Here is a 26,498-nt window from a genome sequence, read left to right as displayed (position 1 = left end):
CGGCGCCGAGGCCGCGAGGTTCGCCCGCAGGATCGGCGCGAGCAGCGCCCCGCAGATCGCCCCGTGCGGCGCGCCCGAGAGCCCCCCGATCACGCCGGCAAGCCCATGCACTGCGCCGAGCCCACCATTCGCGAGCGCCAGCCCGCCCGAGAGGCTCACCCAGGCGATCTCGTCGCGGGCCGCACTGTCCTCGCCCCGCATGAGCCGCCTCAGCGCCGCAAGCCCCTCCGCGATGGCGGGCCGCGCAATCGCATCGGTGAAGGGCGTGGCGCGGGCCGAGACATAGGGCTCGATCACCTGCGTCACCGCATCGAGTCCCGAGGCCAGGGTCACGCCCCGCGGACAGCCGTCGGTTAGCGCCGGATCGACGAGGGCGATCCGCGCCAGCATCCGCGCGTCGCGCAGGCTCACCTTGCGCCCATGCTCGGGCACGCCGATCACCGCATTGCGTGTGGCCTCGCTGCCGGTGCCCGCCGTGGTGGGCAGGGCCACGAAGGGCAGGGGCGGTGCGGTCAGCGGCAGGCCGCGGCCGACCACCTCCAGATGCGCCATCGGCCCTTCGGGTGCGGGCACCAGCGCCGCCAGCGCCTTCGCCAGATCGAGCGCCGCACCGCCGCCCAGGCCTGCGACCACCTGCGGCGCGAAGGGCCGCGCGGCATCGAGCCCCGCCTCGAGCGTCGCGAGATCGGGCTCTGAGGGGCAGCCCACCGTCAGCACCTCGGCCCCCTCCGCCTCGAGCGCCCGGCAGAGCCATGCGGCCCGGCCCGGATCGCGCCCATGCACCAGAAGCACGCGCCTCCCGAGCCCCGCGACGAGCCCCGCGGCCTGCCGCGCCTCGCCCCGGCCGAAGAGGATGCGCCCCGGCGCCGCGATGCCGAAGGGGGTCATACCGCCATCACCGCGCGCACGGCGCGACCCCAGCGGTCGTATTTCGCCTCCCGCACCGCGGCCTCCATCTGCGGTTCGAACCGTCGCTCCAGCGCCCAGTCGGCGGCGAATTCCTCCGGCCCCGGGCGGAGCCCCGCCTGCATCCCCGCGAGCCAGGCCACGCCGAGCGCCGTCGTCTCGCGCACCACCGGCCGGTCGACGGGCGCGCCGATGATGTCGGCCAGGAACTGCATCGACCAGTCCGACGCCGCCATGCCGCCATCGACCCGCAGCACGCCCTCGGCGCCCGCCGCCCAGTCCGCCCGCATCGCCTCGAGCAGATCGCGCGTCTGGTAGCCCACGCTCTCGAGGGCCGCGCGGGCGAATTCCGCCGGTCCCGAGTTGCGGGTGAGCCCGAAGACCGCGCCGCGGCTCTCGGGCTTCCACCAGGGCGCGCCGAGGCCGGTGAAGGCAGGCACGATCACCAGATCCTGCGCCGCGTCCGAGGAGAGGGCGAGGCCCTGCGTCTCGCCCGCCTCGCGGATGATCTTCAGCCCGTCGCGCAGCCATTGCACCACGGCGCCCGCGATGAAGATCGAGCCCTCCAGCGCATAGGTGCGCTTGCCGCCGAGCTGATAGGCGATCGTGGTCAGAAGCCGCGCGCGGCTCGTCACCCGCTCCTCGCCGGTGTTCAGCAGCGCGAAGCAGCCGGTGCCGTAGGTCGATTTCATCATGCCGGGCCGGAAGCAGGCCTGCCCGCAGGTGGCGGCCTGCTGGTCGCCCGCCACGCCGAGGATCGGGATCTCGCGCCCGAAGAGATCGGCGCGCGTCATGCCGAAGGGGGCCGCGCAATCCTTGACCTCGGGCAGCATCTCCATCGGGATGTCGAGGAGGCCGCAGATCTCGGCGTCCCAGGTGCCGCGGCCGATGTCGAAGAGCATGGTGCGCGCGGCATTGGTGGCGTCGGTCACATGCGCGCGCCCGCCGGTGAGCTTCCAGATCAGGTAGCTGTCCACCGTGCCGAACAGAAGCTCGCCCCGCCGCGCGCGGGCACGGGCGCCCTCCACATGGTCGAGCAGCCACTTGAGCTTGGTGGCCGAGAAATAGGGATCGAGCAGCAGGCCCGTGCGCCCGGTGATGAGGGGCTCCTGCCCCGCCTCGGCCAGCGCATGGCAGAGATCGGCCGTGCGCCGGTCCTGCCAGACGATGGCATTGTGGATCGGATGCCCCGAGGCGCGCTCCCAGACGACGACGGTCTCGCGCTGGTTGGTGATCCCGATCGCCGCGAGGCTGCCGTCGATCTCGGCGCGCTCGACCGCCGCCCGCGCAGTGGCGGCGACGCTCGACCAGAGGTCCGAGGGGTCGTGCTCGACCCAGCCCGGGCGCGGGTAGATCTGCGGGAATTCCTCCTGCGCGACCGACTTCAGCGTGAGGGCCTCGTCGAAGACCATCGCGCGCGACGAGGTGGTGCCCTGATCGATGGCGAGGATGTGGTGCATGTCTCTCTTCCCGATGCGTCTTGCGCGAATCCTCCCGCCCGCGCCGCGCATCATGCACGGCCGGAAGGGCTCCCGGAAGACGGCGGCTGATCCCGTTCCGATGCGGCGGGCTTCCTGTGCTAAGGCCCACCCGTTGCAGCCGTGACCCCTGTAAGGCGGACCGCGGAGGCGCGAGGACCGGGCTCCCGGAAGACGGGCCGCCGATCCTGTTCCGATGCGGCGGGCCTCCGGCGCGGAGGCCTGTCCCCTGTCTGTCGTGATCCCGGCTGCGGGTGCGCACGGCTCTTCCACCGTCGCCGGGGGTGGGTGGGGGCGGCGGCTGCCGCCCCCTGTCGTGTCAGCCCTGCTGCCAGGACTTGATGAGCTCGTCATAGGAGATGGTCTCGCCCTGGGGCTTCTCGTTCTCGAGCCGGGCCACCGGGGCGCCGGGGGCGTCGAGCCATTCCTGCGGGTCCTTCTCCTCGTTCAGCTTCGGGCCGAGATCGCCCTGCACGCCCGCGCGCTCGAGCCGGGCCAGCACCTTCTCCTGCTCGGCGCAGAGCGCGTCGAGCGCCTCCTGCGGCGACTTGGCGCCCGACATGGCGTCGCCGATGTTCTGCCACCAGAGCTGGGCGAGCTTGGGATAGTCCGGCACGTTCGTGCCCGTGGGCGACCACTGCACCCGGGCGGGCGAGCGGTAGAATTCCACCAGCCCGCCGAGCTTCGGCGCGCGGTCGGTGAAGCTCTGGTGCTGGATGGTGGATTCGCGCACGAAGGTCAGGCCCACATGGCTCTTCTTCACGTCGACCGTCTTCGAGGAGACGAACTGCGCATAGAGCCAGGCGGCCTTGGCCCGGTCGTCGGGGGTGGATTTCAGCAGCGTCCAGGAGCCCACGTCCTGGTAGCCCACCTTGGTGCCCTCCGACCAGTAGGCGCCGTGCGGCGAGGGGGCCATGCGCCATTTGGGCGTGCCGTCCTCGTTCATCACCGGCAGGCCCTCCTTGACCATGTCGGCGGTGAAGGCGGTGTACCAGAACATCTGCTGGGCCACCTCGCCCTGCGCCGGCACCGGGCCCGATTCCGAGAAGGTCATGCCGGCCGCCTGCGGCGGGGCGTATTTCTGCAGCCATTCGATCGATTTGGTGATCGCATAGACCGCGGCCGCATCGTTGGTGGCCCCGCCGCGCGCCACGCAGGAGCCCACGGGGCGCGAATTCTCGTCCACCCGGATGCCCCATTCGTCGACGGGCAGCCCGTTCGGATCGCCCTTGTCGCCCATGCCCGCCATCGACATCCAGGCATCGGTGTAGCGCCAGCCGAGGCTCGGGTCCTTCTTGCCGTAATCCATGCTGCCATAGGCGCTCTTCGGCCCGCCGAGCGCGCTCATGTCGCGCCCGGTGAAGAATTCGGCGATGTCCTCGTAGGCCGACCAGTTCAGCGGCACGCCCAGCTCGTAGCCGTATTTGGCCTTGAAATCGGCCTTGGTCTGGGCGTCGTCGAACCAGTCGGCGCGGAACCAGTAGAGGTTGGCGAACTGCTGGTCGGGCAGCTGGTAGAGCTCGCCGTCGGGCGCCGTGGTGAATTTCAGGCCGATGTAATCCTGCAGGTCGAGGCCGGGGTTGGTGACCTCCTTGCCCGCATTGGCCATCCAGTCGGTCAGGCTGCGCGCCTGCTGGTAGCGCCAGTGGGTGCCGATCAGGTCGCTGTCGTTGATATAGGCGTCGTAGATGTTCTCGCCCGACTGCATCTGGGTCTGCAGCTTCTCGACCACGTCGCCCTCGCCGATCAGGTCGTGGCTGATCCTGATGCCGGTGATGGCGGAGAAGGCGGGGGCGAGGACCTTGCTTTCATATTCGTGGGTGGTGATGGTCTCGGAGACGACCTTGATCTCCATCCCGGCGAAGGGCTGGGCCGCATCGATGAACCATTGCATCTCGGCTTCCTGCTCGGCGCGCGAGAGCGCGGAGAGATCCCCGATCTCGGCGTCGAGAAACTTTTTCGCGGCCTCCATGTCGGCCCAAGCGGGCGCGGCCACGGCCATCAGGCACAGGGCCATCGCGGTGGCGGTCGTTCGGTATCTCATGCAGGTCTCCTCCCAAAGACGTTGGACATTGGCCGGGCTCCCCCCCGGCACGGGTCGGTCACACCCAGCGGAAGACCGCCGCGGCGTAGATCAGGCAGAGCGCGAGCGCGCCCCAGAGCGGCGGCCCCATCAGCGCGAGCCAGCCCAGGCACAGGAAGGCCGAGCCCAGGAGCGAGATGAACAGCCGGTCCCCCCGCGTCGTCTCGATCCTGAGGATCCCCACACGCGGAACCTCCGGCCGCGCCACCGCAAGAACCGTCATCAGCACGAGAAGGCTGCCGATGGTGACGAAGAAGGCCGCCGTGGGCCATGTCCAGGCCATCCAGGCCATGTGATCCTCTCCTACGGATAAAATTCGCACCAGCCGGTGTGGAACCAGCCACGGATGTCGGCTTGCCGGCCGCCCACCACTCCGCCCTCGGCAAGGCACCATTTGCCCTGACACTTCCGATGGTCGAGAAACAGGGCGTCGCCGTTGCGGACGCGCGCGATCTCGGCATTCTCCGACCCCGGTCCCCGGCGGACCGACAGGAAGCCGTCGCCACCGGGATCGAGGCCCCGTACGAGGCAGCCGCCCTCCCACGGCTCGGCCGCCCCCTGAGCCGAGGCAAGAGCCGGCATCAGGGCCGCACAGGCCACGATCATGCAGGAGGCTATCCGACCCATCACACCCTCCCCAGGGCGAAGCCCTTGGCGATGTAGTTGCGCACGAACCAGATCACGAGCCCGCCCGGGATCAGCGTCAGCACCCCGGCCGCCGCCAGCACACCCCAGTCGAGCCCCGAGGCCGAGACGGTCCGCGTCATGGTGGCCGCAATGGGCTTGGCATTGACCGAGGTCAGCGTGCGCGAGAGCAGGAGCTCGACCCAGGAGAACATGAAGCAGAAGAAGGCGGCGACCCCGATGCCGCTCGCGATCAGCGGCATGAAGATCTTCACGAAGAAGCGCGGGAAGGAATAGCCGTCGATATAGGCGGTCTCATCGATCTCCTTCGGCACGCCCGACATGAAGCCCTCGAGGATCCAGACCGCGAGCGGCACGTTGAAGAGACAATGGGCCAGCGCCACCGCGATATGGGTGTCGAAGAGCCCGACCGAGGAATAGAGCTGGAAGAAGGGCAGCGCGAAGACGGCCGGAGGCGCCATCCGGTTCGTGAGCAGCCAGAAGAACAGGTGCTTGTCGCCGAGGAACCGGTAGCGCGAGAAGGCGTAGGCCGCCGGCAGCGCCACGGTGATCGAGATCGCCGTGTTCAGCACCACATAGGTCAGCGAATTCACATAGCCCATGTACCAGGACGGGTCGGTGAGGATCGTCCGGTAGTTCTGGAAGGTCAGGTCATGCGGAAAGAGCGTGAAGCTGCGCGTGATCTCGGCGTTGGTCTTGAAGCTCATGTTCACGAGCCAGTAGATCGGGATCAGCAGGAACAGCAGATACAGCACCATCACGAGCGCAGAGCCGGGGCGTTTCATGCGCGGTCCTCCTCGGGCGGGCAGACGGGCAGGGCGGTCATGGGCGGTCCTCCCGGTCGAGGTTGGTCATCACGGTGTAGAACACCCACGAGATCAGCAGGATGACGAGGAAGTAGATGATCGAGAAGGCGGCGGCGGGGCCGAGGTCGAACTGGCCGATCGCCATCTTCACGAGATCGATCGAAAGGAACGTGGTCGAGTTGCCGGGCCCGCCGCCCGTCACCACGAAGGGCTCGGTATAGATCATGAAACTGTCCATGAAGCGCAGGAGCACCGCGATCAGCAGCACGCCCCGCATCTTCGGCAGCTCGATGTAGCGGAACACGGCCCAGCGGCTGGCCTGGTCGATCTTGGCCGCCTGGTAATAGGCCTCGGGGATGGATTGCAGCCCGGCGTAGCAGAGGAGCGCCACGAGCGAGGTCCAGTGCCACACATCCATCACGATCACCGTGACCCAGGCATCGAGCCAGTCGTTCGTGTAATTGTAGTCGATCCCGAGCGCGGTCAGCGTGCGGCCCAGAAGGCCGATGTCCACCCGGCCGAAGATCTGCCAGATCGTGCCCACCACGTTGAAGGGGATCAGCAGCGGCATCGCCATCAGGATCAGGCAGAGGCTGGCCCAGAAGCCCTTCTTCGGCATGTGGAGCGCCACGAAGATCCCCAGCGGCACCTCGATGGCGAGGATGATCGCGGTGAAGAGCACCTGCCGGCCGAGCGCTGCATGGATGCGCTCGGAGGTGACGGTCTCCTCGAACCATTCGAGGCCGGCCCAGAAGAACTCGTTGTTGCCGAACGTGTCCTGCACCGAATAGTTGACAACTGTCATCAGCGGCACGACGGCCGAGAAGGCCACGAGCGCCAGCACCGGCAGCACGAGGAACCAGGCGCGGTTGTTCCAGCTCTTCTCCATCAGGCGGCCCTCCGGGCGCCGACCGGCAGCACGCGCCAATCGTCGGCATAGACATTGATCTTCTCGGGAGCGAGCCGCAGGAAGGCGGGCCCGGGGGCGGCCGGGATCTCCTCGGGCAGAAGCAGGTTCACGGGCTGCCCGAAGGCCTCGCCGCGCAGGATGCGGTGGCGGCCCACATCCTCGACCCGCGTGATGATCGCGGGCAGGCCCTCGTCGGCGAGCTGCACGAACTCGGGGCGGATCCCGATCTGCACCCGCCCGCGCGCGGCCGGGTAGCTGGCCGAGAGCGGCACCGGATGGCCCATCACGCGCGCCATATTGCCCTCGACCTCGGCCTCGAACAGGTTCATGCCCGGCGAGCCGATGAAATAGCCCACGAACGTGTGCTCGGGCGTCTCGAACAGCTCCTCCGGGGTGCCGGTCTGGACGACGCGGCCCTCGTGCATGACGACCACCTTGTCGGCGAAGGTCAGCGCCTCGGTCTGGTCGTGGGTCACATAGATCATCGTGTGGCCGAACTCGCGGTGCAGCTGCTTCAGCTGGGTCCGCAGCTCCCATTTCATGTGCGGATCGATCACCGTCAGCGGCTCGTCGAAGAGGATGGCGTTCACATCCTCGCGCACCATGCCGCGCCCGAGGCTGATCTTCTGCTTGGCGTCGGCGGTGAGGCCCCGCGCCTTGCGGTCGAGCATCGCCTCCATGCCGATCATCGCCGCGATCTGATCCACGCGCGCCGCGATATAGGCGGCATCGCGGCCGCGGTTGCGCAGCGGGAAGGCCAGGTTCTCGCGCACGGTCATCGTGTCGTAAACCACGGGGAACTGGAACACCTGCGCGATGTTGCGGGCGGCGGTGGGGGCATCGGTCACGTCGGTCTCGCCGAAGAGCACGCGCCCCTGGCTCGGGCGCAGGAGCCCCGAGATGATGTTCAGAAGCGTGGTCTTGCCGCAGCCCGAGGCGCCGAGAAGCGCATAGGCGCCGCCGTCCTGCCAGACATGATCCATCTCCTTCAGCGCATAGTCGGCCGGCGTCTTCGGCTTCGGCAGGTAGCTGTGGGCGAGGTTCGAGAGGGTGATCCGGGACATCGGTGCCTCCTCAGGCCGCGAGCGCATAGGCCGCGGGGGCGGCCAGCGCGCCCTCGGCATCGAAGAGATAGACATGGGCCGGATCGAGCCAGACCGACACCTCGCTGCCGGGTGGCAGATCATGGACCCCGGGAACGAGGCCCACCCAGAGGTCGGAGCCATGCGCCAGATGCAGGAAGGTCTCGGAGCCGGTGATCTCGGTGGCGGTCAGCCGGCAGGAGAATTCCACCGCCCGCCCGGAATGGCGGTTCAGCGCCAGATGGTTCGCCCGGAACCCCGCCAGATAGCGCCCGTCGGCGAGGCCCGCGAGGGCGCCCTCGGCCGGGGCATTGGCCAGATGGCCGAAGGTCAGCCGGGCGCCGGACTTGGTGACGGGCAGGAAGTTCATCGGCGGATCGCTGAAGACCCGCGCGGTCGTTGCATCGACCGGCTGGCGGTAAACCTGCGGCGTCGGGCCGAACTGGGTCACGCGGCCCTCCCAGAGGGTGGCCGTATGGCCGCCGAGGAGGAGCGCCTCCTCGGGCTCGGTGGTGGCATAGACGAAGATCGCGCCCGAAGCCTCGAAGATCTTCGGGATTTCCAGACGCAACTCCTCGCGGAGCTTGTAGTCGAGGTTCGCCAGCGGCTCGTCGAGAAGCACGAGGCCTGCGCCCTTCACCAGCGCCCGGGCCAGCGCGCAGCGCTGCTGCTGGCCGCCCGACAGCTCCAGAGGCTTGCGCCGCAGCATCGGCGTGAGCTTCAGCATCTCGGCCACTTCGCCCACCGCCCGCTCGATCTCGGGGCGGCTCCGGCCCTGCAGCCGCAGCGGCGAGGCGATGTTCTCGTAGACGCTCATCGAGGGATAGTTGATGAACTGCTGGTAGACCATCGCCACCCGGCGGTCCTGCACCCGCTGGCCCGTCACATCCTGCCCGTTCCACAGGAGACGGCCCGAGGAGGGCGCATCCAGCCCCGCCATCAGCCGCATGAGGCTCGTCTTGCCCGCAAGCGTGGGGCCAAGGAGCACGTTCATCGTGCCGCCCTGAAGCGCGAGGTCGGTGGGGTGGATATGCACCCGGCCGCCGACCATGCGCGAAACCCCCTGGAGTTCCAGCGTCATTCTCCCCCCTGACTTCGCGTCCGGCTGTGGCCGGATCTTCTTCACCCGTCCGGGCCGCCCCTCCTCGGGCCGCCCGTCTGGTCCCCGTGCCGGGCCTTGCGCCCGGCTCCGGTCTCTCGCCGGGGATCGTTTCCCGGCCTCCGGTCCCCCGCCGGGCTCGTTGCCCGGCTGCTTCCTTCCCGCGCGCGTCGCCCGGTCGCTTCGTCCCGGGCCCGCCGCCCCGTCTTCGCTCGGTCCCGGGCCCGTCGCCGGGCCCTCGCATCGTTCCCGGGACTTCCGCCCGGCCTCCGTCCGGGTGGACCCCGGCGGCCTTCGCGTCCTGTCCCTCCGGGCGTCAGCCCGTGTCGGCGCGGGCGGCCGATGGCCCGCCTTCCTGCCTCATCCAGCCGTCGAGCGCCGCGATCTCTTCGGGCGAGAGCCGCAGGCCCAGCTTGCTGCGCCGCCAGACCACATCCTCGGCCCGCTCGGCATATTCGTGATCCATCAGCCAGCGCACTTCGGCTTCGGTGAGGGTAGCACCGAAGTCCCGTCCCAGATCAAGCGCGCTCAGCGCCGGGCCGAGCAGATTTCGCGCATCCGTTCCGTAGGCCCGCACAAGCCGCATCGCCCAGCGCTCGGTGAGGAACGGATAATCCCGCCGCAGGCCCTCGGCCAGCGCAGGAGCCCCGTCCCAGGGGAAGTCCCCGCCGGGCAGCGGCACCCGGGCCGTCCAGGCGCCCCGCGCCTGCGGGAAATGATCCCCGAGCCTGGCCATCGCGCTTTCGGCCAGCCGCCGATAGGTGGTGATCTTGCCCCCGAACACGTTCAGCAGCGGCGCGCCCCGGCTGTCGAGCGAGAGCACATAGTCCCGCGTCGCCGCCGTGGCCGAGCGGGCCCCGTCGTCATGGAGCGGCCGGACCCCGGAATAGGTCCAGACGATATCCTCGCGCGTGACGGGCTTGCGGAAATAGTCCGAGGCGAAGGCGCAGAGATATTCCTGCTCTTCCGGCGTGCAGCGCGCCTCGTCGGGGGCGCCGCGATGGTCCTGATCGGTGGTGCCGATCAGGGTGAAGTCGGTCTCGTAGGGAATGGCGAAGATGATCCGCCCGTCCGTTCCCTGGAAGAAATAGCAGCGGTCGTGGTCGAAGAGCCGCTTCGTCACGATATGGCTGCCGCGCACGAGGCGCACGCCCTCGGTCGAGGGCAGGGCCAGCGTCTCGCGGATGATCCGCGCGACCCACGGCCCGCCCGCATTGACGAGGGCGCGGGCGCGATGCACCTGCCGCCCGCGCGCACCCTCGGTCGTCACATGCCACAGATCGCCCCGCCGCTCGGCCCCGACCACCTTCGTGCGGGTCAGGATCGTGGCGCCGCGGATCTCGGCGTCGCGGGCGTTCAGCACCACGAGGCGCGAATCCTCGACCCAGCAATCGGAATATTCCCAGCCCTTGGTGAAGCGCGGCTGCAGCGCACGGCCCGCGGGGTCGCGGGTCAGATCGACGGCCCGGGCCGGCGGCAGGATCTTGCGCCCGCCCAGCCGGTCGTAGGTCTCGAGCGCGAGCCGGATGAGCCAGGCCGGGCGGCGGCCGCGCGCCCAGGGCATCAGCCGGCCGAGGAGGCGCGCCGTGGGCGTGTCGCCCGCAAAGCGCATCTCCGGCTGCCAGGGCAGGACGAAGCGCATGGGCCAGGAGATGTGTGGCATGGCGACGAGCAGCGTCTCGCGCTCTTCCAGCGCCTCGCGCACGAGGCGGAACTCGAAATATTCGAGATAGCGTAGCCCGCCGTGAAAGAGCTTGGTCGAGGCCGAGGAGGTGGCCTGCGCGAGATCGCCCATCTCGGCGAGCGTCACGCTCAGCCCGCGGCCGGCGGCATCGCGGGCGATCCCGCAGCCGTTGATCCCGCCGCCGATGATGAAGAGATCGACCGGATCGCTTCCGGTCCCCCGCTCACTCACGCGCCCGCCTCCTGTCCTCATGACGGAAGGAAGCCCTCCGTGCGGCGTTTTGTCAATCTGGTTTTTCGAAAATGCGCGAAATGGCGGAAAACGAACATGGGCCGCAGCGCGTGGCGGCTCGGGCGCCGCAGCGGGCCTCGGCAGGCGCGGGGAGGGGCTGCCCCTGCGCTGGGGCAGGAACGGAAACGGCCGCCCCAGGGGGCGGCCGTCGGCGGAGCGGGAAGACCCGTCCTGTCAGTTGGCGGGGGCGGTCGCGGGCGGCGCCGGAGCATTGTCGGCCGAGGCGGGATCGCCGCCGCCGGCGCTGCCGCGTTGCGGATCGCCATCGACCTCGCCGGTGCGTCCGTCGATCTGAACGTCGCTTCCTTGCGGCGCGGTGCCCTCGGACACTTCATGGCCGAACCACCAGACCATGTATCCCAGCGCGAAGATGACCACGACGGCAATGCCGATCAACGGACCCCGGTGGCGACGCTTCTGCTTCTCGATGTCATTGTCGGATGCCGACATTCGCTCCTCCTCGGGGCTGAGCCGGCGCAGGCCGGCGTTCCGATCTCAACCGGCGCGGCGATCAATGGTTCCGGGCCGCACGTCATCGTCACCGGGGCATGGCGGGCGGGCAGGGAACAAGGAGCCTCGCGGCCGGTTGCCACTGCCAACTATCAGCAGGAGCATCCCATGGCCCAGACCCCGCCCGAGCGTCCGACCGAGGAGCGCGTGCCCCCGGCCGACAGCACCGGCAACACGACCGACCGGCTCCGCCACGACATCGACCGGGGCGGAGCGGCCGACAAGGTGTCGTTCATGGACCCGGCAGCCGCGCCTCTGGGCACCGACGACGAGGCGGCCGGCACGCCTCCGAGCCCCGAGCAGATTGCCCGTGCCCGCGAGATGGAGGCCCGGCCCGCAGACCGGTCGGCCAATGCCTCGTCCCAGTCGCGCACGGTGGGCGAGCTTGCCGGCAATCAGGAGCGCCGCGGCATGCGCCCGATCCTGATCTTCGGCGCGATCATGATCGTGGTGGTGATCCTCGTCGTGGCCCTCTGACCGCAGGCCATGCCGCAGGACGACAAGGGAAAGGCCGGCAGATCCTCTGCCGGCCTTCGACATGTGGAAGACAGGGGCCGCCGGGCCCGGGATCAGCCCTCCGCGCCGCCCGGCAGGGCGTAGGCGATCACATAATCGCCGGGCTTGGTGCCCACCGAGCCGTGCCCGCCCGCCACGATCACGACGAACTGCCGTCCGTCCTGCTCGTAGGTCATCGGCGTCGACTGGCCGCCCGCGGGCAGCCGCGCCTGCCAGAGCTGCTCGCCCGTGGTCACGTCGTAGGCGCGCAGATAATCATCGACCGCCGCTCCGAGGAAGGCCACCCCGCCGCGCGTGACGATCGGCCCGCCGATCCCCGGCACGCCCACCTTGAGGGGCAGCGGCAGGGGCGTCATGTCGCGCACGGTGCCGTTGCGGTGCATGTAGGCGATGTCGCCCGTGCGGAGGTCGGCGCCCGCAACATAGCCCCACGGCGGCGCCGAGCAGGGCACGCCGAGCGGCCCGAGGAAGGGGCCCATGATGACGCCATAGGGAGCGCCCTCGTTGCGGTTCAGGCCCTGTTCGCTGGCCGTCTCGTTCGCGCCGGGCGGCGGGATGTCCTCGGCCGGAACGAGCTCGACCGTGAAGGGCAGGTAGGTGGGCATCCCGAACATCACCTGCCGCTCGGGATCGACGGCGACGGAGCCCCAGTTGAAGGTGCCGAAATTGCCCGGATAGACGATGGTGCCGTTCAGCGACGGGGGCGTGTAGCGGCCCTCGTAGTTCAGCCGGTGATACTGGATCCGGCAGGCGAGCTGGTCGTAGATCGTGACCCCCCACATGTCCTTCTCGCGCAGCGCCGCGGGCTTGAAGCTCAGCGCCGAGGTGGGCTGGGTGGGCGCAGGGCTCTCCTCGGGCAGGCCACCCTCCTGCGGGGCGGGCTCTTCGGTGACGGGCAGGATCGGCTCGCCCGTCTCGCGGTTGAGCACATAGATGTCGCCCTGTTTCGTCGGCTGCACGAGCGCGGGCACCGTCTGGCCGTCGATGTCGAGATCGATCAGCACGGGCTGGGCGGGCACGTCCATGTCCCACAGGTCATGATGCACCGTCTGGAATACCCATGCCTTCTGCCCCGTCGTCACGTCGAGCGCCACGACCGAGGACGAATGCTCTTCGACGGCGGGCGAGCGGTCGAAGCCCAGCTGGTCGGGAACCTGATTGCCGAGCGGGATATAGACGAGGCCGCGTTCCTCATCGACCGAGAAGACCGACCAGGAATTTGGCGAATTGGCCGTGTAGGTCTCGCCGTTCATCCAGTCGATGGGGGCGGTCTCGTCGGGGTTGCCGCTGTCCCAGTTCCACAGGAGCGCGCCGGTGTTGGCGTCGAAGGCCCGGATCACGCCCGACTGCGAAAAGACCGAGAAATTGTCGTTGACCGCACCGCCGATGATGATCCGGCCTCCGACGGCCACGGGCGGGGAGGTGGAATAGTAGAAGCCTTCCGGCGTGTAGGGCATCCCGCTTTCGAGATGGAGCGTGCCCTCGTCGGCGAAGAAGGTGCAGACCGCGCCGGACCTTGCGTCGAGCGCGATCAGCCGCGCGTCGGCGGTGGGCAGATAGACCCGCTCGGCGCAGAGCTCTCCCTCGGCCCGTGCCGGATCGCGCCAGTAGGTCACGCCACGGCAGGTCTGGTGCTGCCGGTCGGGCTCGAGCCCGGAGTTCGCGTCGAAGCGCCAGGCTTCCTTGCCCGTCGCCGCATCGAGCGCGATGGCGAGATTGTGCGGAGTGCAGATGTAGAGACGGTCGTCGACCTTCAGCGGCGTGACCTGATAGGTGGTCTCGGTCACGTCCTGCGGCAGCTTCACATCGCCGGTCTGATACTGCCAGACCTGCTCGAGCTCGGCGACATTCTGGATGTTGATCTGTTCGAGCGGGCTGTAGCGCTGCCCGTATTGCGTGCGGCCGTACTGGTGCCACTCTCCGGGAGGGGCGGTGGGGCCGAGATCCGGCTCGGCGCTCACCACCTCTGTCGGGAGCGACCCGGCATGTCCCGCTTCGTCTCCGGTCCAGGACCAGATGGCGACCCCGATGGCCGCCAGAAGGGGCAGGGCCAGGGGCAGGCCGGGCGCGGGGTGTCCGTCCTCGGTCAGCAACTGCCGCCGCATGAAGGGCAGGTAGAGCCAGATGCCCAGAACCGCGATGATGCCGCCGCGGGGAATGAGTTCCCACCAGTCGAAGCCCACTTCCCAGACGGACCAGACGAGCGCGCCGAGGATAAGCCCGCCATAGATCCATTCGGCGGAGGAGGAGCGGCGGAACACCTGCCATCCCGTCAGCAGCATGAGGGCGCCGGCCACGAGGTAGAACCAGCTCCCGCCCAGAACCGCCAGCCAGGCGCCCGGGATGAGGAGGCCCAGCCCGGCGAGGGCAAGGACGATGGCGGTCAGGGTAGCGGTCAAGGTCGGCTCCTCATCTGTCGGCGTCGCCTCTGCAACGGGCCGCGGGAAGGATAGGTTCCGCTACGGAGCTTCTTCCGTCAAATCCGGCAGGAGAGGAGGGCGCGTCTCGGGCGAGAGCGCCGCGCCCGTTACCGCTTAGTGTCGCGCTTCATGACCGAGCCAGGGAGAGGGCGGATCGGGCTGCGGGAAGCACGGGCTGGAAGCAGGGTCCTTCGCGTTCGTCCCTTTTCGCCATCGGCGGCCTGTCCCAAGCCGCACCTTGGGCGGCGGGTTCCGTGTGGTCCGGCGAAACCTCCGGTGCGATGGCGTGAAGGGAAGATCGGGCTCGCTCGCACGGGGCAAACGGCTGCCGCCGGTGACGCGAGGAGGATCCTCACAGGCTGGGGCATGACGGCCGACCTGACGACCCTTGCCCCTCCACCCGGTCTCTGCCGTCGGGGAAGCGCCCACAAAAGGAAATGGCGCGCGGTTTCCCGCGCGCCATCCGTCACCCTTGGAAAGGGATCACTCGACCGCCGTATATTCCGGCAGGGCCTCGAGTTCCTCGCGCGACATGGGTACATAGACCCGGACGTCGCTCTGGTCCTCGTTGGTGTAGATCTTCAGATCCTCGAAGGGCACCGCGACGTTGCGCGCGCCGATGCCGAGGAAGCCGCCGACATCGAAGACCACCTGTTCGATCTTGCCGTCCTCGGCCAGCACGAAGTCCGAGATGTCGCTCACGGATTCGTCGTTCATCGAGTAGACATCGGCATCCTGCAGGTCTTCGGCCGTCATCGGCTCGCCGGAATAGGCCGTGTAGCCTTCCGGGATCTGCATGCCGTCAGCCGCCATGCCGGTGTCGGTGCCCGTCATGCCCGTGGTCGCGGCCGGGTCGGAGCCGGCCATGCCCGTGCCGGTGGCGCCATCGGTCGTGGCCGGCGCGGTGCCGCCCGCGGGCGGAGTCATCGTGTCGCTGCCGGTCGCATCCATGTCGGTGGCCGGCGGGGTGGTTTCGGTGGTCGCCGCGGGCGGAGTGGTCGCGTCAGGGGTGGTCGTCGCATCCTGAGCCAGAGCGGCGTAAGCGGTGGTGGAAGCCAGAAGTGCCGAGAGGGCAATGACTTTTTTCATCGTAGCGATCCTTTCGCCTTGGGAGACTAATTGGACAGAGCCGTTCAGGCCTGCTGCATGTCCAACGGGTCGCGGCAGGGTTGGTTTCCCCTCAGAAAGCGAAAATCCTGCCCGATGGGGGTGAGGCGGAAATCCGCCGAAATTTGCCCAAGGGATCGGCGAAAAATGGCCGATAAGCCGCCTCCGGGAGAAGGGGGGCGGCCTGCGTCGGGATCGCGTGGGAACCACCGGGCCTTGCCCGTTGCGGAGCGACAGGCAGCGGCGCCCCCACGTTCCTTTTCCTACCGGCCTGCCGCCGGCGCTCAATGGCCGCCGCCCTCTCGGCGGGGATTTTCCGGGGGACAGAGGGAGGCGGATGAAAAAAGCGGCGCGCCCGGAGGCGCGCCGCTCAAGTCCTGCGCAATGCGCGAGGATCAGAAGGATTCGACCATCTGGCAGATCTGCGTCCAGGACGTGAGCGATACCGACGCCTGATCGAACTCGCGCGTGCCCGGCGTCGCATCGGTGCCGGCTTCGCTGCCCGTCGCCGTGCCCGTGTCATTGGAAGCGGTCAGGCTGCCTTCGCCGGTGCCGGTGGTGGCGGTGTCGGCGGCCGGATTGGTGGTCGCTCCGGTGCCCTGCTCGGCGGGCGTTCCGCTGGCGGTCTGGTCCGCCACCGTCACCCGCTCGTCCGAGGTGCCGGGGCCCGCGGTGGTGCCGGTTTCGCTCTCCACCACATTGCCGCCCGCGTCAGAATCGGTGACGGTGCTGCTGCCGGACTGGGCCGCGCGGTCGCCCGTGGGCTGGCCTACCGGGCTCGCCGCGCCGCCGGTCGGGGCTGCGCCCGCATCCGCTTCCTGATCCGAGAGGCCGCCCTCGGCCCCCGGCGCGGCCGTGTCGGAGGTGCCGCCCTCACCGCTCGACGCCGCGGCGTCCGAGCCGCCGGCAGCATCCGAGGTTCCGCCCTCGGTCGAACCGGCGGCCGTGCCCTCGGTGCCGAAGGCCGCGCAATCGTCGCGCACCTGCTGCTTCTGCTCTTCCGAGAGCGACTCCCAGCTCGACCGCACCTCGCCGTCGGTGCGCAGGGTCATGGTCCCGCCCGGGTTGAAGAACGTGTCGACGATCGGCGCGTCCCAGTCGCGCCCCATCGTCGTTCCTTGCGCCGTTGTGGTCTGGGCCGTGGCGGCGCTGGCAAGAAGCGCCGCCGCTCCGGCGAGGGTCAGGGGTCGAAGCAGGATCATGTCTCATCCTTTCTGTCTGGGGTGAGCCCGGCGGGGTGCCTTCCGGGCGGTGCGGCCCTCGGGGCCGTCATCATGGTCGCCTCGTGGGGATCCGGCGCGGGCTGAGCCGCCCCGGACCCATATCGGGCGCGTCAGGCCTGCGTTCCGCGCTTGCCGCTCTGGTCGCCGAGGCCGCTGTCAGTGCCTCCGGGACCCGAGAGCCCGCTGCCCGACTGGCCGGTCGTGGCTCCGCCGAGCGTGCCCGCCCCGGAGCCGGCCGCACCGCTCTCGCGGACGCGCAGGTTGTTCTGCACATGCCGGACGCCCGAGACCGCATCCGCGCAATCTTCCGCGCGGCGCTTGTCCATCTTCGTCGAGACGTGACCGCTGAGCGTGACTTCACCGTCCGCCACGGAGACGTCGATGTCGGAGGCGTCGAGGCGAGGATCGTCGCTGAGCCGGTCGTTCACGTCATCGAGGATGCGCGTGTCGGACCGCTGGTAGCCGCGCGGGCCCTTGCCGCGGTGATCCTCCTCGCGGCGGCGGCCCGCCTCGTCGTCGCCCATCCAGGACATGACCTCGTCCGCCGCCCGGTCCATGAAGCCGCGTTCGCCGGCCGAGTCGTGGAAGCGGGGGCCGCCGCGTCCCTGGCGCTCGTCGTAGCTCTGGCCGCGACGCTCCCATTCCCGGCCGATCTGCGGGCCGTAGCCCCAGGAGCGCTCGTCCTGCGAGCGCCGCTCCGATCCGTAATCGCGATCCGAGGCGCCGTAGCCGCCGCGCCGGTCGTCGCGGTCGCGCGGATCGAAGCCTGCGGCACCGAAGCCGTAGCCGCTGGCCGCATCCATTCCGCCGCCGAAGGAGCGGTCGCGCTCGCCGCCGCGCGCCTCGTCCTGGCCCCGGTCCTGATAGCGGGCATCGAAGCGATCGCGGTTCCGGTCCTCGGAGCCGCCGCGCATGCGCGGGGTTCCTTCGTCCCGGTTGCCCCGGGTCCGGTCGCCGCCGTAGCGCTGCATGTCTGCATCCTCGTCCCAGTCGCGATGCCGGGCGTCAAATCTCGATTGTGCCACGTCTGATCCTCCTCCGAATTGGCGGGAGAGACAGCACGGTCTCCGCCTGTGGAATTGGTTCGGGAAACGGACGGTCGGAGCGAATGTTCCCTCGCGGCCAGCGCGACGGGGGCGGCTTGAGGCCCGGCGGGAGAGCCTGCCTGCGGCGGCAGGGGCGGTCCGGCGGCGCGCCGTTGCGAGAGGGTGAAGCAGGCGCCGCGCCCTGCGCTGCAAGGAGGAACCTTCGGATCGCGGGGCTGAGCGGCAAGGTGCGGCGCCCGTCTCCCGCGCAAGCGGCGGCTCGCGCCCGGTCACTCTTCGGTGAAGGCTGCAGGGAACCATCCGCGGAGGCTCTGCATTGACCGCCAGAGAGCAGGAGCCGGCATCGGCTCTTTCCGAAAAAGTCGCAGAGGACCTCCCATGACGTCGTCAGTCTCCCGGCCGCCACCGGGCCAGATGCCCGAGCCTTCCCCGGGCCCGGATCCGGATGTAACGCCCGGCCCGCTGCCCGTTCCGGGCGAGAGCCCCGACGTGCCGCCGACCGAGCCGGATCTTCCGGGCGGCCCCGGCGTCCCGCCGACCCTTCCCGTCTGATCGTTCCTCTCGTCAACCTATCAAGGAGCTACCCGTGAACAGCATCATCTATATCGTGGGCCTCGTGGTCATCGTCATCGCGATCCTTTCCTTCCTCGGCCTGCGCTGAGGCAGGGGAAGCGCCCCCTCCGTACGAGTGACCGGCGCGAAACGGCCGGAGACGAGTGTTCTGTTGTCAGTCTTCCAGTAGCGAGTGACCGGGCCCTGCGACCATCGCGGGGCCTTCGGCGTTGAGGCCCAAGCCGGCCCGGGAGGCGCGTTGCGCGACCTCCGGCGTTGGCGCCGCCGACGGTCCGGGACGGCCCGCTGCGAGATTCCGAAAAGGATTTCGCACGCTCGGGATCCAAGCCGGAGCAAGGCCTGACATCCTCCATTTGAAAAGATCCACCGGAGCCGTGCGTGCCTGATCCGGTCGCGCCGACGAGGGCGCGAGACGTCAGCCCTGCAGCAGCTTGTCGAGCAGCGTCGCGAGCAGAACCGCCGTGACGGGCTTCTGGAGCACGTCGATCCGGTGGAATTCCTCCGGGATGGCATCCGCACTTTCGCCGGTGACGAAGGCGAAGGGAATGCCGCGCGTTCCGAGCGTGCGGGCGAGCGCAAAGCAGAGCCCATCGTCGAGCCGCAGATCGAGGAGGGCCGCGTCGACGGTCTGATGGGCGATCAGGCGCAGCGCCTCGGCCTCGGTCCGCGCCGGGCCGACCGTTTCGAACCCCGAGGCCGTCAGTTCGTCCACCATCGTCATGGCGAGGATCAGATCGGTCTCGGCCACGAGGATGCGGGGCAGTCCGGTCTTCACGCCAGAGGCGGGTTGGGTCATGGCGAGAATCTCCGTCGCTTTGCCCACAAGGGTCCGTGAGGCAACATGGTTCCCTTTTCGTCCGCCCTTTCGTCGGCAATCGAAGATTTGCCTGTCGGCCCGAGGCAAAGCCAGAGGCGGGACCCGGCATGAGGCGCGGACGGCCCTGATCCATCCGTTGGCGGACCCCCCCTCGCGGGCGCGGTCCAGGTCCCCAGGTGCGGGATGGCAGGCTCTCCGCACGTCTGCGAGGGCAAGGGTTGGCGCTCTTGCGCGGCTGGCTTCGCCGCATCTGGAGCCCGATGCGCGTGCAAGGGGCTGCGTCTGTCACGCGGGGGTGCTGTCGCCTGCCGAAGACGGATCTGCCACCTTCGCCAGGGAGCGCGCCCGGATGGAACGGTTCCGTTCCGCAGCGCGTTGTCCCGGGCGGTAGAGGCGGATGGTCCGGTCGGCCGCGCCCCTCACTTCACCGACGGAATGACATGGCGGAATTGCTTCAGGATTTTCTCAGGCAAGACATCGCCCTGCCCATGGTCAGCAGCCTCGTGACGGGGTTTCTGATCGGGCTCGACCGCGAGATCCGCGGCAAGCCCGCGGGCTTGCGGACCCATGCGCTCGTCTGTTTCGCCGCGACGATCCTGACCCTCGCGGCGGCCCGGCAGGGCGAATGGACCGTCCTCCTGCTCCCCGAGACGCAGATCGTCGCCGACCCCGCACGGATGGCGCACGGGATCCTGACGGGCATCGGCTTTCTCGGTGCAGGCGTGATCTTCCGGGAGGGGGCTTCGGTCCATGGGCTGACCACGGCGGCCTCGCTCTGGATCACCTCGGCTCTGGGGATCGTCTACGGGATCGGCATGTATTGGCTGGCCCTCGCCGGAACGGTGGTCACGCTCATCCTCCTCGTGGCGGTGCGGCTGATCCATGCGCGGCTGCCGGTGCGCACCGAGATCCGGCTCCGCGTCACGCTGCGGCTGGGGTCGAGCTTCGACGCCGAGCGGCTGGCCGCGCTCCTGCGCAGCAACGGGGTAGAGATCGGCGCCACCAGCCGTAGCCTGAGCCGGACCTCCGAGCGGATGCGGCTCAGCACCGCCGTCCATGTCCGGCAGGAGGCCACGCTCGACCGGCTCGCCCGCGCGCTCTCGGAAGAGCCGGACGTGCTGGCCTTCGACCTGATGCCCGTCGGCGATCCGGCCGGGCGCACCCTGCTGGACCGGACCGGCGACGCGTCGTGAACCGGTGAGGCGGCCCGAGGGTCCGGCAGGATGCGCCGCCCGATCGGCTCGCCCGGGCGCTCTCTGAAGAGCCGGACGCGCCGGCCCTCGACCGGATCGCCCCTGATCGGCACGCCCGGGCGGATCGTGCCTGAAGTCGGCCACACCATGGGGAAACCGCCGAAGCGGATCCTCAGGGCGTGGGCGGAGAGGGCCCGGATCAGCCGGGCGCTATCCCGTCGCGCAGGCGGTCGGCCTCTTCGCGGATGCAGCGGATCTCCTCGGCGAGGGCCACCTCGATGGCTATGCCCGGCGCGGGCACGGCGCCCGGGTCCTCCTGATGGTCCTGCATGCTGCTGCGTTCGTCGAGCCAGTCGCGCAGCGCGTCGCTTCCTGCGAGGGCCACCAGCCGCGCCAGCACCTTGCGCTGCGCGATCAGCCGCCCCTCGATCGTGTCCGAAGTCAGATCCGTCATGGTTTCTCTCCTGCCACAAGCCGCTCCAGTCGCCCGATCACGGTCCGGCCCAGCGTCGCGGGCCGGGCGGATGCCTCGGCGAGCGGGCAGGGCCGGTCGAGCCGGTCACGGATGGAGCGGATGGTCCAGTCGCCGCCCGAACGGGCCGAGGCGAGTTCGTCCCATTCGACCGGCGTCGCCACCGGCGCGCCCGGGCGGGCGCGCAGGCTGTAGGGAGCGATCGCCGTCGAGCCGCGGTCGTTCCGCAGCCAGTCGATGAAGATGCGCCCCTTGCGGCCGGCCTTGGCCATCGTGGCCGTGTAGCGGTCGGGCGCCTCCTGAGCCAGATGGGTGGCGAGCGCCCGCGAGAAGAGCTTCACGCTCTCCCACTCGGCCTTGGGCTTCAGCGGCACGATCACATGCACGCCCTTGCCGCCGGACAGCATCGGCACCGAGGGCAGGCCCAGATCCGCGAGCAGACCGCGCAGCTCGGCCGCCGCGTTCCGCACATGGGCGAAGTCGAGACCCTCGTCGGGGTCGAGGTCGAACACCAGCCGGTCCGGTCGCGCGAGGCTGCGGTTGCGCGAGCCCCAGATGTGGAATTCGAGCGTCCCCATCTGCGTGGCGCCGACCAGAGCCGAGACATCGGGCAGGGTGATGAAATCCTCGGGCCCCGATTTCGTCTCGACCGCCACCGTCTTCATGGCGGCGGGCATGCCGCGGGTGCGGTGCTTCTGGAAGAAGCACTCCCCCGCCGCCCCGTCCGGGCAGCGCAGGAGCGAGACGGGGCGATCCTTCAGAAAGCGCAGCATCCGCGGCGCCAGCGCCTCGGCATGCTCCGCCACGTCGCGCTTCGTGACCGCGGGCCGGTCGTAGATCCGGCGGTCGGGGTGGCTGATGCGGATGCCTGCGACGCGCAGCTCGTCGGATCGGACCATCTTCGTCTCCTTCTTTCCCCCGTCCGCCTTCCGGGCCTTCCGGGCAGGCCTGCTGGCGGGCTCGTCGGGTGGGGGGTCGTCGGACCGGGTCTCCTTCTTCCCCACTGCCCCCTTCCGAGGCTTCCGGGTAGGCTTGGGGGCAGGCTTGGGCGCGGGCTCCTCGAGCCGCACCTCTTGCGCGTCCTTGTCGCTCCGCAGACCGGCGAAGACCCCGTGCCGGATGTGCCCGTCCGCCGTCAGTTCGGTGAAGCTCACCTCGGCCACCAGTTCGGGCTTCAGCCAATGCGCCCCCTTGGCCTCGGCCGGCGTGCGGCCGAAGGGGCAGGCGCCTTGTGCCCGCTCGGCGAGGAGCGGCTTCAACTCTCGGAAAAGGGGAGCGCCGAAGCCGCTGCCGACACTGCCGCGGTAGACAAGACGGCTCTTTTCGTAGCTGCCCATCACCAGCGAGGCGAAGGGACGGCCCGGCTTGTCCGAGGCGTTCCAGCCGCAGATCACGAATTCCTGCCGGTGCGCGCATTTCACCTTCAGCCAGTCCCCGTTCCGGCTGCCCGCATAGGGCGCGGAGGCCCGCTTCGAGACGATCCCCTCGAGGCCTGCCGCGCAGATGCGCTCATGCACCTCGGGGCCGTGGCCGCGGATGTGGCCCGAGAAGCGGACCGCGCCGCGCCCCTTGCCGATCAACGTCTCGAGCCGCTCCTTCCGCGCGAGAAGCGGCTGCTCCGTCAGATCCTCGCCGTCGAGGGCCAGAAGGTCGAAGGCCATGAAGAGGAGCGCGCCGCCAGACTTGAGGCTCGCCTGCAGATCGGAGAAGGAGCCGCCCTCCCGGCCCGGCGCAATCACCTCGCCGTCGATCAGCGCCTCGTGGGCGCCGAGCGCCTCGATATCCTCGACGAGCGCGCCGAACTTGGCTGTCCAGTCGAGGCCCGTGCGGGTGTAGAGACGGGCCCTTCCTCCGGCGAGGGCCGCAAGGCAGCGGTAGCCGTCGAACTTGGTCTCGTGGATCCAGTCCTCTCCCTCGGGGGCCGCCGGAACGAGGCGCGCGAGCTGGAGCGGCCGGAATTCGGGCAGGGCAGCCTTGCGTGCGCGCTGCGGTGGCGCCTTGCCGGCCGCGATCTCCTCCATGGTCCGCCCGGTTGCGACAGAGGTCATGTGCCGCTCGACCAGCTCCTCGGTCTTCGCGCTCTCGTGCGCATCGTGCTCCTTGATGAGGAGCCAGTTCTCGGCCTTCTCCCGCGGCCTCGGCTTCATGCGCACCAGCGTCCAGCGGCCGCGCATCCGCTCGCCCGCGAGGCGGATCTTGAGCTGGCCCGTGCGCAGCCCCTCCGCAAAGTCGCCCTGCGGCTCCCAGGTGCCCCGGTCCCACAGCATGACCGTGCCGCCGCCATATTCGCCCTTGGGGATCGTGCCCTCGAACGCGGCATAATCCAGCGGATGATCCTCGGTCCGCACCGCGAGCCGGCGGGCGGACGGATCGGGCGAGGGGCCGCGCGTCACGGCCCAGCTCAGGAGGACATCGTTCCATTCCAGTCGGAAATCCCAGTGCAGCCGGGAGGCCGCATGTTTCTGCACGACGAAGGACAGGCTCTCCGCCTTGGGGCGCGGCGCCTCGGAGTGGCCCTGCGGCTCGGGCGTGCGCGCGAAGTCGCGTTTGGCGCGGTAGCGGTCGAGATCCTGTCGCGGGTTGGCGGGCATCGGCGGCTCCTGGCAGGTCACGGGGAACGTGAGGGAGCGGGGGAGAGTTCCTGAGACCGCGTGCGCGGAGCGAGAGACAGCCTGGCAGGGCAAAGGGGGGAGGAGGCCGTGGGCAGACCCGCAAGGCATGCCGGGCGGCCTCCGCAAGCCTGTCGAACGGAGGCTCGCCTAACCGGCTCGGGTCAGGAACCACCGGCGTTCTGGCGCGTCCCTGTGGCTCCGCGATCATTTGTGAAGAAAATAATCGCGCACCGGAGGAACCGCGGGAACCGAAAGCGTGTTCCCCCCCGCAATGAGGGGCAGCTCGGGCGGAAGCAATGGACAGTCGCGGCAGCGGATTAGAGGGTGTGGCACGGGGGCCGGGGGGCTCCCGGCGCATGTCCCTGTCATCCGCAGCAGAGACTGCCCGACATCAGCCCGAAGACCGTGGCGCGGCGGGGCGTGATCCCTCGTCGGCCGACCCTGGCAGAAATGCCACAGCTGCAGCGGGAGCGGGAACCAAAGCGGGCCAGGATGCTTGTGATGCGACAGTCACAAAACAAGAACCTGAGGCCATGTTTCATTTCATGCAAGATGGCCAGGGCAACGACCTGGTCAACCGACATGTCGAAGACAATCTTCGGCGAACCTATGACATTTCGGCCGCCGACGAACCGATCGACGACCGCTTCGCTGCGCTTCTGAAGCGCATCGCCGCCAAGCAGGCTCAGTCAGGCCGCCCCTGACGGGCACGGCCCCCCTGCCGGCTGCGCCATAGGCGTCGCCCGCAGTCAGATGTCCTGCTGCTCGCGGACATCCGAACCGGGAAGCAGGACAGGCTCTGCGCCTGCCTGCATCCTCAAGGCCAGCGCAAGGCGCCGTGCGAGGATCTGGATCGGCTCGGGCACCGGCTCGGCCTCCAGAGCCCGCAGCAGCTCCTCGCTCAGATCGCAGAGTTCATCCCGTGCGACGGGCGTACCTTCGTGATCCTGGTCGTTTATCATCATCTCACCTGCCCCTTGTCGTCCTTTTTGCGACGAGCGGGCCGGAAGTGCAATCTCCTAGCGGAACCGGCCCGTATACGCGGCGTTGATTTCGGAAAACGAAGTCGTGAAGAGCCAGGGAGAGCCGCCCGTGACGGATCAGACCCCACCGCGATCGATCATACCGGACGTGGTCGATCTCATTCCTGCCCTGCGGGCCTATGCGCGGTCGCTCAGCCGCAACCAGTCCGACGCAGACGATCTCGTGCAGGAGACGCTTCTCAAGGCCATCGCCAATGTCGACAAGTTCCAGCCAGGCACGCGGCTCCGCGCCTGGCTTTTCACCATCCTGCGCAACACCTTCTACACCCGCATCCGGGTCTCGGCCCGCGAGCGGACGGGGGCGGCCGACTGCGTCTCGGGCGAGATGTCGGTGCAGCCGTCGCAGGAATGGACGGTGCGCGGCCGCGAGCTGATGGCCGCCATCGACCGGCTGCCGCCGCATTATCGCGAGATCCTCATCCTCGTGGTCATGCTGGGCGAGAGCTACGAAGAGGCGGCACGTATCTGCGACTGCGCCATCGGCACGGTAAAGAGCCGGGTCAGCCGCGCGCGACAGCTGGTGATGAACGATCTCGAGGGCACGGGAGAGGCCTGACGGGAGCGTCCGACCCGCCTGGTGGGGTGGCCGTTGCCTGCCCCTCCTTGACGTACCCTCCCGATGCCTGCGCGCGCCGCGGGGCCTGAGGGAATTGTTCCCAAGCGGAAGCTCGGCTGCCCACGCATCGCGAATGGCGGGGCGGAAGCGCGCAGGCCGGACCCTGCGATTGCACGCTTCCCGGCGCCGGGGTATGTGCCATGGCCAAGGAAGAGAAGGAGATCCGACCATGAGCCGCGCATTCGTGTTCCCCGGGCAGGGCGCTCAGACCATCGGCATGGGCCGCGCGCTCGCCGAAGCCTATCCTGCGGCGCGGGCGGTCTTCGAGGAAGTGGACGAGGCGCTCGGCGAGAAACTCTCGGCGCTGATCTGGGACGGATCCATCGAGGAACTCACGCTGACGCAGAATGCGCAGCCCGCGCTGATGGCCACCTCGATGGCGGCGCTCGCGGCGCTCGAGGTCGAAGGCTTGGGCATCGCCACCGCCTCCTTCGTCGCGGGTCACTCGCTCGGCGAATATTCGGCCCTCTGCGCGGCGAAGTCGCTGAAGCTCTCGGACACGGCGCGGCTTCTGCGCATCCGCGGGCAGGCCATGCAGGAGGCGGTGCCCGTGGGCGTGGGCGCGATGGCCGCGCTTCTCGGGCTCGATTACGACACGGCGGTCGAGGTCGCGCACGAGGCGGCGCAGGGCGAAGTGTGCCAGGCCGCCAACGACAACGACCCGGCGCAGGTGGTGGTCTCGGGCCACAAGGCGGCCGTCGAGCGGGCGGTGGAGATCGCCAAGGGCCGCGGCGCCAAGCGGGCCATCCTCCTGCCGGTGAGCGCCCCCTTCCATTGCGCGCTGATGCAGCATGCCGCGAGCGTCATGTCCGAGGCTCTGGCCGCGGTGGTGATCGAGGCGCCGGTCTGCCCGGTGGTGGTGAACGTGCGCGCCGAGGCAGTGTCGGAACCGGACCGGATCCGCGCGCTCCTCGTGGCGCAGGTGACGGGCGCCGTCCGCTGGCGCGAGAGCGTGATGTGGATGGAGAATGCGGGCGTGGACGAATTCTGGGAGATCGGCGCCGGCAAGGCCCTGTCGGGCATGATCAAGCGGATCGCCAAGGGCGCTACGACCCGCGCCATCGGCACGCCCGAGGATGTGGCCGCCGCCGCCACGATCTGACCGGAGATCCCGGGATCGGACCGGAGGTGCCGCCCGCGGGGGCGCCGCCACGATCTGAACCGAGGCCCCGGGATCGGACCGGAGGAGCCGCCCGCGGGGGCATCGAACCCCCGCGTGCGGCGCTGCCGCGGACCAGCCCTCCGGGCGCCGGTGCGCGCTGGCCGATCTTCGGAGGCGCTCTGGCGTCCCACGGACGGGTTTCCCGGGCGGCGCGGCTTCTTCAGGAAAGGTCGATCTGCGCGGGCCTCAGCCGGACGTGCGGCC

Annotated in this window: 24 protein-coding genes; 5 read left to right on the top strand and 19 right to left on the bottom strand. The window is 69.6% G+C overall.

Features of this window, described 5'->3' with window-relative positions:
- The 11 genes from A9O63_RS21285 to A9O63_RS21235 form a co-directional block, all read right to left on the bottom strand.
- A partial coding sequence (locus tag A9O63_RS21285) for an iron-containing alcohol dehydrogenase (RefSeq protein WP_069333653.1) occupies positions 1-888 on the bottom strand: 888 nt, incomplete at its 3' end.
- Positions 885-2,366 (bottom strand): glycerol kinase GlpK, encoded by a 1,482-nt coding sequence (gene glpK, locus A9O63_RS21280; protein ID WP_069333652.1) that lies wholly within the window; start codon positions 2,364-2,366, stop codon positions 885-887. The genes A9O63_RS21285 and glpK, both read right to left, overlap by 4 nt.
- A 337-nt stretch (positions 2,367-2,703) precedes the next feature.
- The gene (locus tag A9O63_RS21275; RefSeq protein ID WP_069331857.1) at positions 2,704-4,428 is read right to left on the bottom strand and encodes an ABC transporter substrate-binding protein; all 1,725 of its coding nucleotides are present in this window, start codon (positions 4,426-4,428) and stop codon (positions 2,704-2,706) included.
- Between the two features lie 58 nt (positions 4,429-4,486).
- Positions 4,487-4,759: a DUF2160 domain-containing protein gene (locus A9O63_RS21270; RefSeq protein ID WP_069333651.1), complete on the bottom strand. Its 273-nt coding sequence runs from the start codon at positions 4,757-4,759 to the stop codon at positions 4,487-4,489.
- A gap of 11 nt (positions 4,760-4,770) precedes the next feature.
- Entirely contained in the window at positions 4,771-5,094 is a 324-nt protein-coding gene (locus tag A9O63_RS21265) for a hypothetical protein (RefSeq protein ID WP_069333650.1), read from the bottom strand.
- Positions 5,094-5,897, bottom strand: a complete 804-nt coding sequence (locus tag A9O63_RS21260; protein ID WP_002719815.1) for a carbohydrate ABC transporter permease — start codon at positions 5,895-5,897, stop codon at positions 5,094-5,096. The genes A9O63_RS21265 and A9O63_RS21260 overlap by 1 nt, the downstream gene beginning before the upstream one ends.
- Before the next feature lie 37 nt (positions 5,898-5,934).
- Complete coding sequence (locus A9O63_RS21255; protein WP_069333655.1) at positions 5,935-6,807, bottom strand: carbohydrate ABC transporter permease; 873 nt, start codon at positions 6,805-6,807, stop codon at positions 5,935-5,937.
- The gene (locus A9O63_RS21250) at positions 6,807-7,892 is read right to left on the bottom strand and encodes an ABC transporter ATP-binding protein (RefSeq protein ID WP_069333649.1); all 1,086 of its coding nucleotides are present in this window, start codon (positions 7,890-7,892) and stop codon (positions 6,807-6,809) included. The genes A9O63_RS21255 and A9O63_RS21250 overlap by 1 nt, the downstream gene beginning before the upstream one ends.
- A gap of 10 nt (positions 7,893-7,902) precedes the next feature.
- Positions 7,903-8,991, bottom strand: coding sequence for an ABC transporter ATP-binding protein (locus tag A9O63_RS21245; RefSeq protein WP_069333648.1), 1,089 nt, complete (start codon positions 8,989-8,991; stop codon positions 7,903-7,905).
- Positions 8,992-9,325: 334 nt separating this feature from the next.
- Positions 9,326-10,945 (bottom strand): glycerol-3-phosphate dehydrogenase, encoded by a 1,620-nt coding sequence (gene glpD / locus A9O63_RS21240; protein ID WP_069333647.1) that lies wholly within the window; start codon positions 10,943-10,945, stop codon positions 9,326-9,328.
- 213 nt (positions 10,946-11,158) lie between these two features.
- Entirely contained in the window at positions 11,159-11,434 is a 276-nt protein-coding gene (locus A9O63_RS21235) for a hypothetical protein (protein ID WP_069333646.1), read from the bottom strand.
- Positions 11,435-11,602: 168 nt separating this feature from the next.
- Between A9O63_RS21235 and A9O63_RS21230 the strand changes: the two genes are divergently transcribed.
- Positions 11,603-11,971 (top strand): hypothetical protein, encoded by a 369-nt coding sequence (locus A9O63_RS21230; protein ID WP_069333645.1) that lies wholly within the window; start codon positions 11,603-11,605, stop codon positions 11,969-11,971.
- A 92-nt stretch (positions 11,972-12,063) separates the two neighbouring features.
- On the opposite strand, the gene A9O63_RS21225 is transcribed toward A9O63_RS21230, so the two are convergent.
- The 5 genes from A9O63_RS21225 to A9O63_RS21205 all read right to left on the bottom strand — a co-directional run bounded on the left by A9O63_RS21225 (position 12,064) and on the right by A9O63_RS21205 (position 19,175).
- Positions 12,064-14,409: a glucose/quinate/shikimate family membrane-bound PQQ-dependent dehydrogenase gene (locus A9O63_RS21225; protein ID WP_069333644.1), complete on the bottom strand. Its 2,346-nt coding sequence runs from the start codon at positions 14,407-14,409 to the stop codon at positions 12,064-12,066.
- 504 nt (positions 14,410-14,913) lie between these two features.
- The gene (locus A9O63_RS21220) at positions 14,914-15,519 is read right to left on the bottom strand and encodes a PRC-barrel domain-containing protein (protein WP_069333643.1); all 606 of its coding nucleotides are present in this window, start codon (positions 15,517-15,519) and stop codon (positions 14,914-14,916) included.
- A gap of 413 nt (positions 15,520-15,932) precedes the next feature.
- Positions 15,933-16,739, bottom strand: a complete 807-nt coding sequence (locus A9O63_RS21215) for a hypothetical protein (protein ID WP_069333642.1) — start codon at positions 16,737-16,739, stop codon at positions 15,933-15,935.
- A gap of 131 nt (positions 16,740-16,870) precedes the next feature.
- Positions 16,871-17,785, bottom strand: coding sequence for a BON domain-containing protein (locus A9O63_RS21210; RefSeq protein WP_069333641.1), 915 nt, complete (start codon positions 17,783-17,785; stop codon positions 16,871-16,873).
- 1,009 nt (positions 17,786-18,794) lie between these two features.
- Positions 18,795-19,175 (bottom strand): response regulator, encoded by a 381-nt coding sequence (locus A9O63_RS21205; protein WP_069333654.1) that lies wholly within the window; start codon positions 19,173-19,175, stop codon positions 18,795-18,797.
- Positions 19,176-19,636: 461 nt separating this feature from the next.
- On the opposite strand from A9O63_RS21205, the gene A9O63_RS21200 reads away from it, so the two are divergent.
- Positions 19,637-20,389 carry an MgtC/SapB family protein gene (locus A9O63_RS21200; RefSeq protein WP_069333640.1) on the top strand — a complete coding sequence of 251 codons (753 nt, stop codon included), beginning with the start codon at positions 19,637-19,639 and terminating at the stop codon, positions 20,387-20,389.
- Between the two features lie 199 nt (positions 20,390-20,588).
- Here the strand turns inward: A9O63_RS21200 and A9O63_RS21195 are convergent, their stop codons facing one another.
- Complete coding sequence (locus A9O63_RS21195; RefSeq protein ID WP_069333639.1) at positions 20,589-20,843, bottom strand: hypothetical protein; 255 nt, start codon at positions 20,841-20,843, stop codon at positions 20,589-20,591.
- A complete protein-coding gene (gene ligD / locus A9O63_RS21190) occupies positions 20,840-23,452 on the bottom strand; it encodes a DNA ligase D (RefSeq protein ID WP_069333638.1) in 2,613 nt (870 codons plus the stop codon). Before ligD ends, A9O63_RS21195 begins: the two co-directional genes overlap by 4 nt.
- A gap of 554 nt (positions 23,453-24,006) precedes the next feature.
- Here ligD and A9O63_RS23135 point away from each other — a divergent pair.
- Positions 24,007-24,177, top strand: coding sequence for a hypothetical protein (locus A9O63_RS23135; RefSeq protein ID WP_167354646.1), 171 nt, complete (start codon positions 24,007-24,009; stop codon positions 24,175-24,177).
- A gap of 45 nt (positions 24,178-24,222) precedes the next feature.
- On the opposite strand, the gene A9O63_RS21185 is transcribed toward A9O63_RS23135, so the two are convergent.
- Positions 24,223-24,438, bottom strand: coding sequence for a hypothetical protein (locus A9O63_RS21185; RefSeq protein WP_069333637.1), 216 nt, complete (start codon positions 24,436-24,438; stop codon positions 24,223-24,225).
- A gap of 127 nt (positions 24,439-24,565) precedes the next feature.
- On the opposite strand from A9O63_RS21185, the gene A9O63_RS21180 reads away from it, so the two are divergent.
- Positions 24,566-25,072: a sigma-70 family RNA polymerase sigma factor gene (locus A9O63_RS21180; RefSeq protein ID WP_009562317.1), complete on the top strand. Its 507-nt coding sequence runs from the start codon at positions 24,566-24,568 to the stop codon at positions 25,070-25,072.
- A 229-nt stretch (positions 25,073-25,301) separates the two neighbouring features.
- Positions 25,302-26,234, top strand: a complete 933-nt coding sequence (gene fabD / locus A9O63_RS21175; RefSeq protein ID WP_069333636.1) for an ACP S-malonyltransferase — start codon at positions 25,302-25,304, stop codon at positions 26,232-26,234.
- Positions 26,235-26,498 lie beyond the last annotated feature (264 nt).

Source organism: Cereibacter johrii (genome assembly GCF_001720585.1).
Lineage (GTDB): Bacteria > Pseudomonadota > Alphaproteobacteria > Rhodobacterales > Rhodobacteraceae > Cereibacter_A > Cereibacter_A johrii.
This window is presented reverse-complemented; position numbering and strand designations above follow the sequence as displayed.

Excerpts from the sequence above, each read along its gene's own strand:
- glpK (WP_069333652.1), bottom strand. The coding sequence starts at position 2,366 with ATGCACCACATCCTCGCCATCGATCAGGGCACCACCTCGTCGCGCGCG.
- A9O63_RS21275 (WP_069331857.1), bottom strand. The coding sequence starts at position 4,428 with ATGAGATACCGAACGACCGCCACCGCGATGGCCCTGTGCCTGATGGCC.
- A9O63_RS21270 (WP_069333651.1), bottom strand. The coding sequence starts at position 4,759 with ATGGCCTGGATGGCCTGGACATGGCCCACGGCGGCCTTCTTCGTCACC.
- A9O63_RS21265 (WP_069333650.1), bottom strand. The coding sequence starts at position 5,094 with ATGGGTCGGATAGCCTCCTGCATGATCGTGGCCTGTGCGGCCCTGATG.
- A9O63_RS21260 (WP_002719815.1), bottom strand. The coding sequence starts at position 5,897 with ATGAAACGCCCCGGCTCTGCGCTCGTGATGGTGCTGTATCTGCTGTTC.
- A9O63_RS21255 (WP_069333655.1), bottom strand. The coding sequence starts at position 6,807 with ATGGAGAAGAGCTGGAACAACCGCGCCTGGTTCCTCGTGCTGCCGGTG.
- A9O63_RS21250 (WP_069333649.1), bottom strand. The coding sequence starts at position 7,892 with ATGTCCCGGATCACCCTCTCGAACCTCGCCCACAGCTACCTGCCGAAG.
- A9O63_RS21245 (WP_069333648.1), bottom strand. The coding sequence starts at position 8,991 with ATGACGCTGGAACTCCAGGGGGTTTCGCGCATGGTCGGCGGCCGGGTG.
- glpD (WP_069333647.1), bottom strand. The coding sequence starts at position 10,945 with ATGAGGACAGGAGGCGGGCGCGTGAGTGAGCGGGGGACCGGAAGCGAT.
- A9O63_RS21235 (WP_069333646.1), bottom strand. The coding sequence starts at position 11,434 with ATGTCGGCATCCGACAATGACATCGAGAAGCAGAAGCGTCGCCACCGG.
- A9O63_RS21230 (WP_069333645.1), top strand. The coding sequence starts at position 11,603 with ATGGCCCAGACCCCGCCCGAGCGTCCGACCGAGGAGCGCGTGCCCCCG.
- A9O63_RS21220 (WP_069333643.1), bottom strand. The coding sequence starts at position 15,519 with ATGAAAAAAGTCATTGCCCTCTCGGCACTTCTGGCTTCCACCACCGCT.
- A9O63_RS21215 (WP_069333642.1), bottom strand. The coding sequence starts at position 16,739 with ATGATCCTGCTTCGACCCCTGACCCTCGCCGGAGCGGCGGCGCTTCTT.
- A9O63_RS21205 (WP_069333654.1), bottom strand. The coding sequence starts at position 19,175 with ATGACCCAACCCGCCTCTGGCGTGAAGACCGGACTGCCCCGCATCCTC.
- A9O63_RS21200 (WP_069333640.1), top strand. The coding sequence starts at position 19,637 with ATGGCGGAATTGCTTCAGGATTTTCTCAGGCAAGACATCGCCCTGCCC.
- A9O63_RS21195 (WP_069333639.1), bottom strand. The coding sequence starts at position 20,843 with ATGACGGATCTGACTTCGGACACGATCGAGGGGCGGCTGATCGCGCAG.
- ligD (WP_069333638.1), bottom strand. The coding sequence starts at position 23,452 with ATGCCCGCCAACCCGCGACAGGATCTCGACCGCTACCGCGCCAAACGC.
- A9O63_RS23135 (WP_167354646.1), top strand. The coding sequence starts at position 24,007 with ATGTTTCATTTCATGCAAGATGGCCAGGGCAACGACCTGGTCAACCGA.
- A9O63_RS21185 (WP_069333637.1), bottom strand. The coding sequence starts at position 24,438 with ATGATGATAAACGACCAGGATCACGAAGGTACGCCCGTCGCACGGGAT.
- fabD (WP_069333636.1), top strand. The coding sequence starts at position 25,302 with ATGAGCCGCGCATTCGTGTTCCCCGGGCAGGGCGCTCAGACCATCGGC.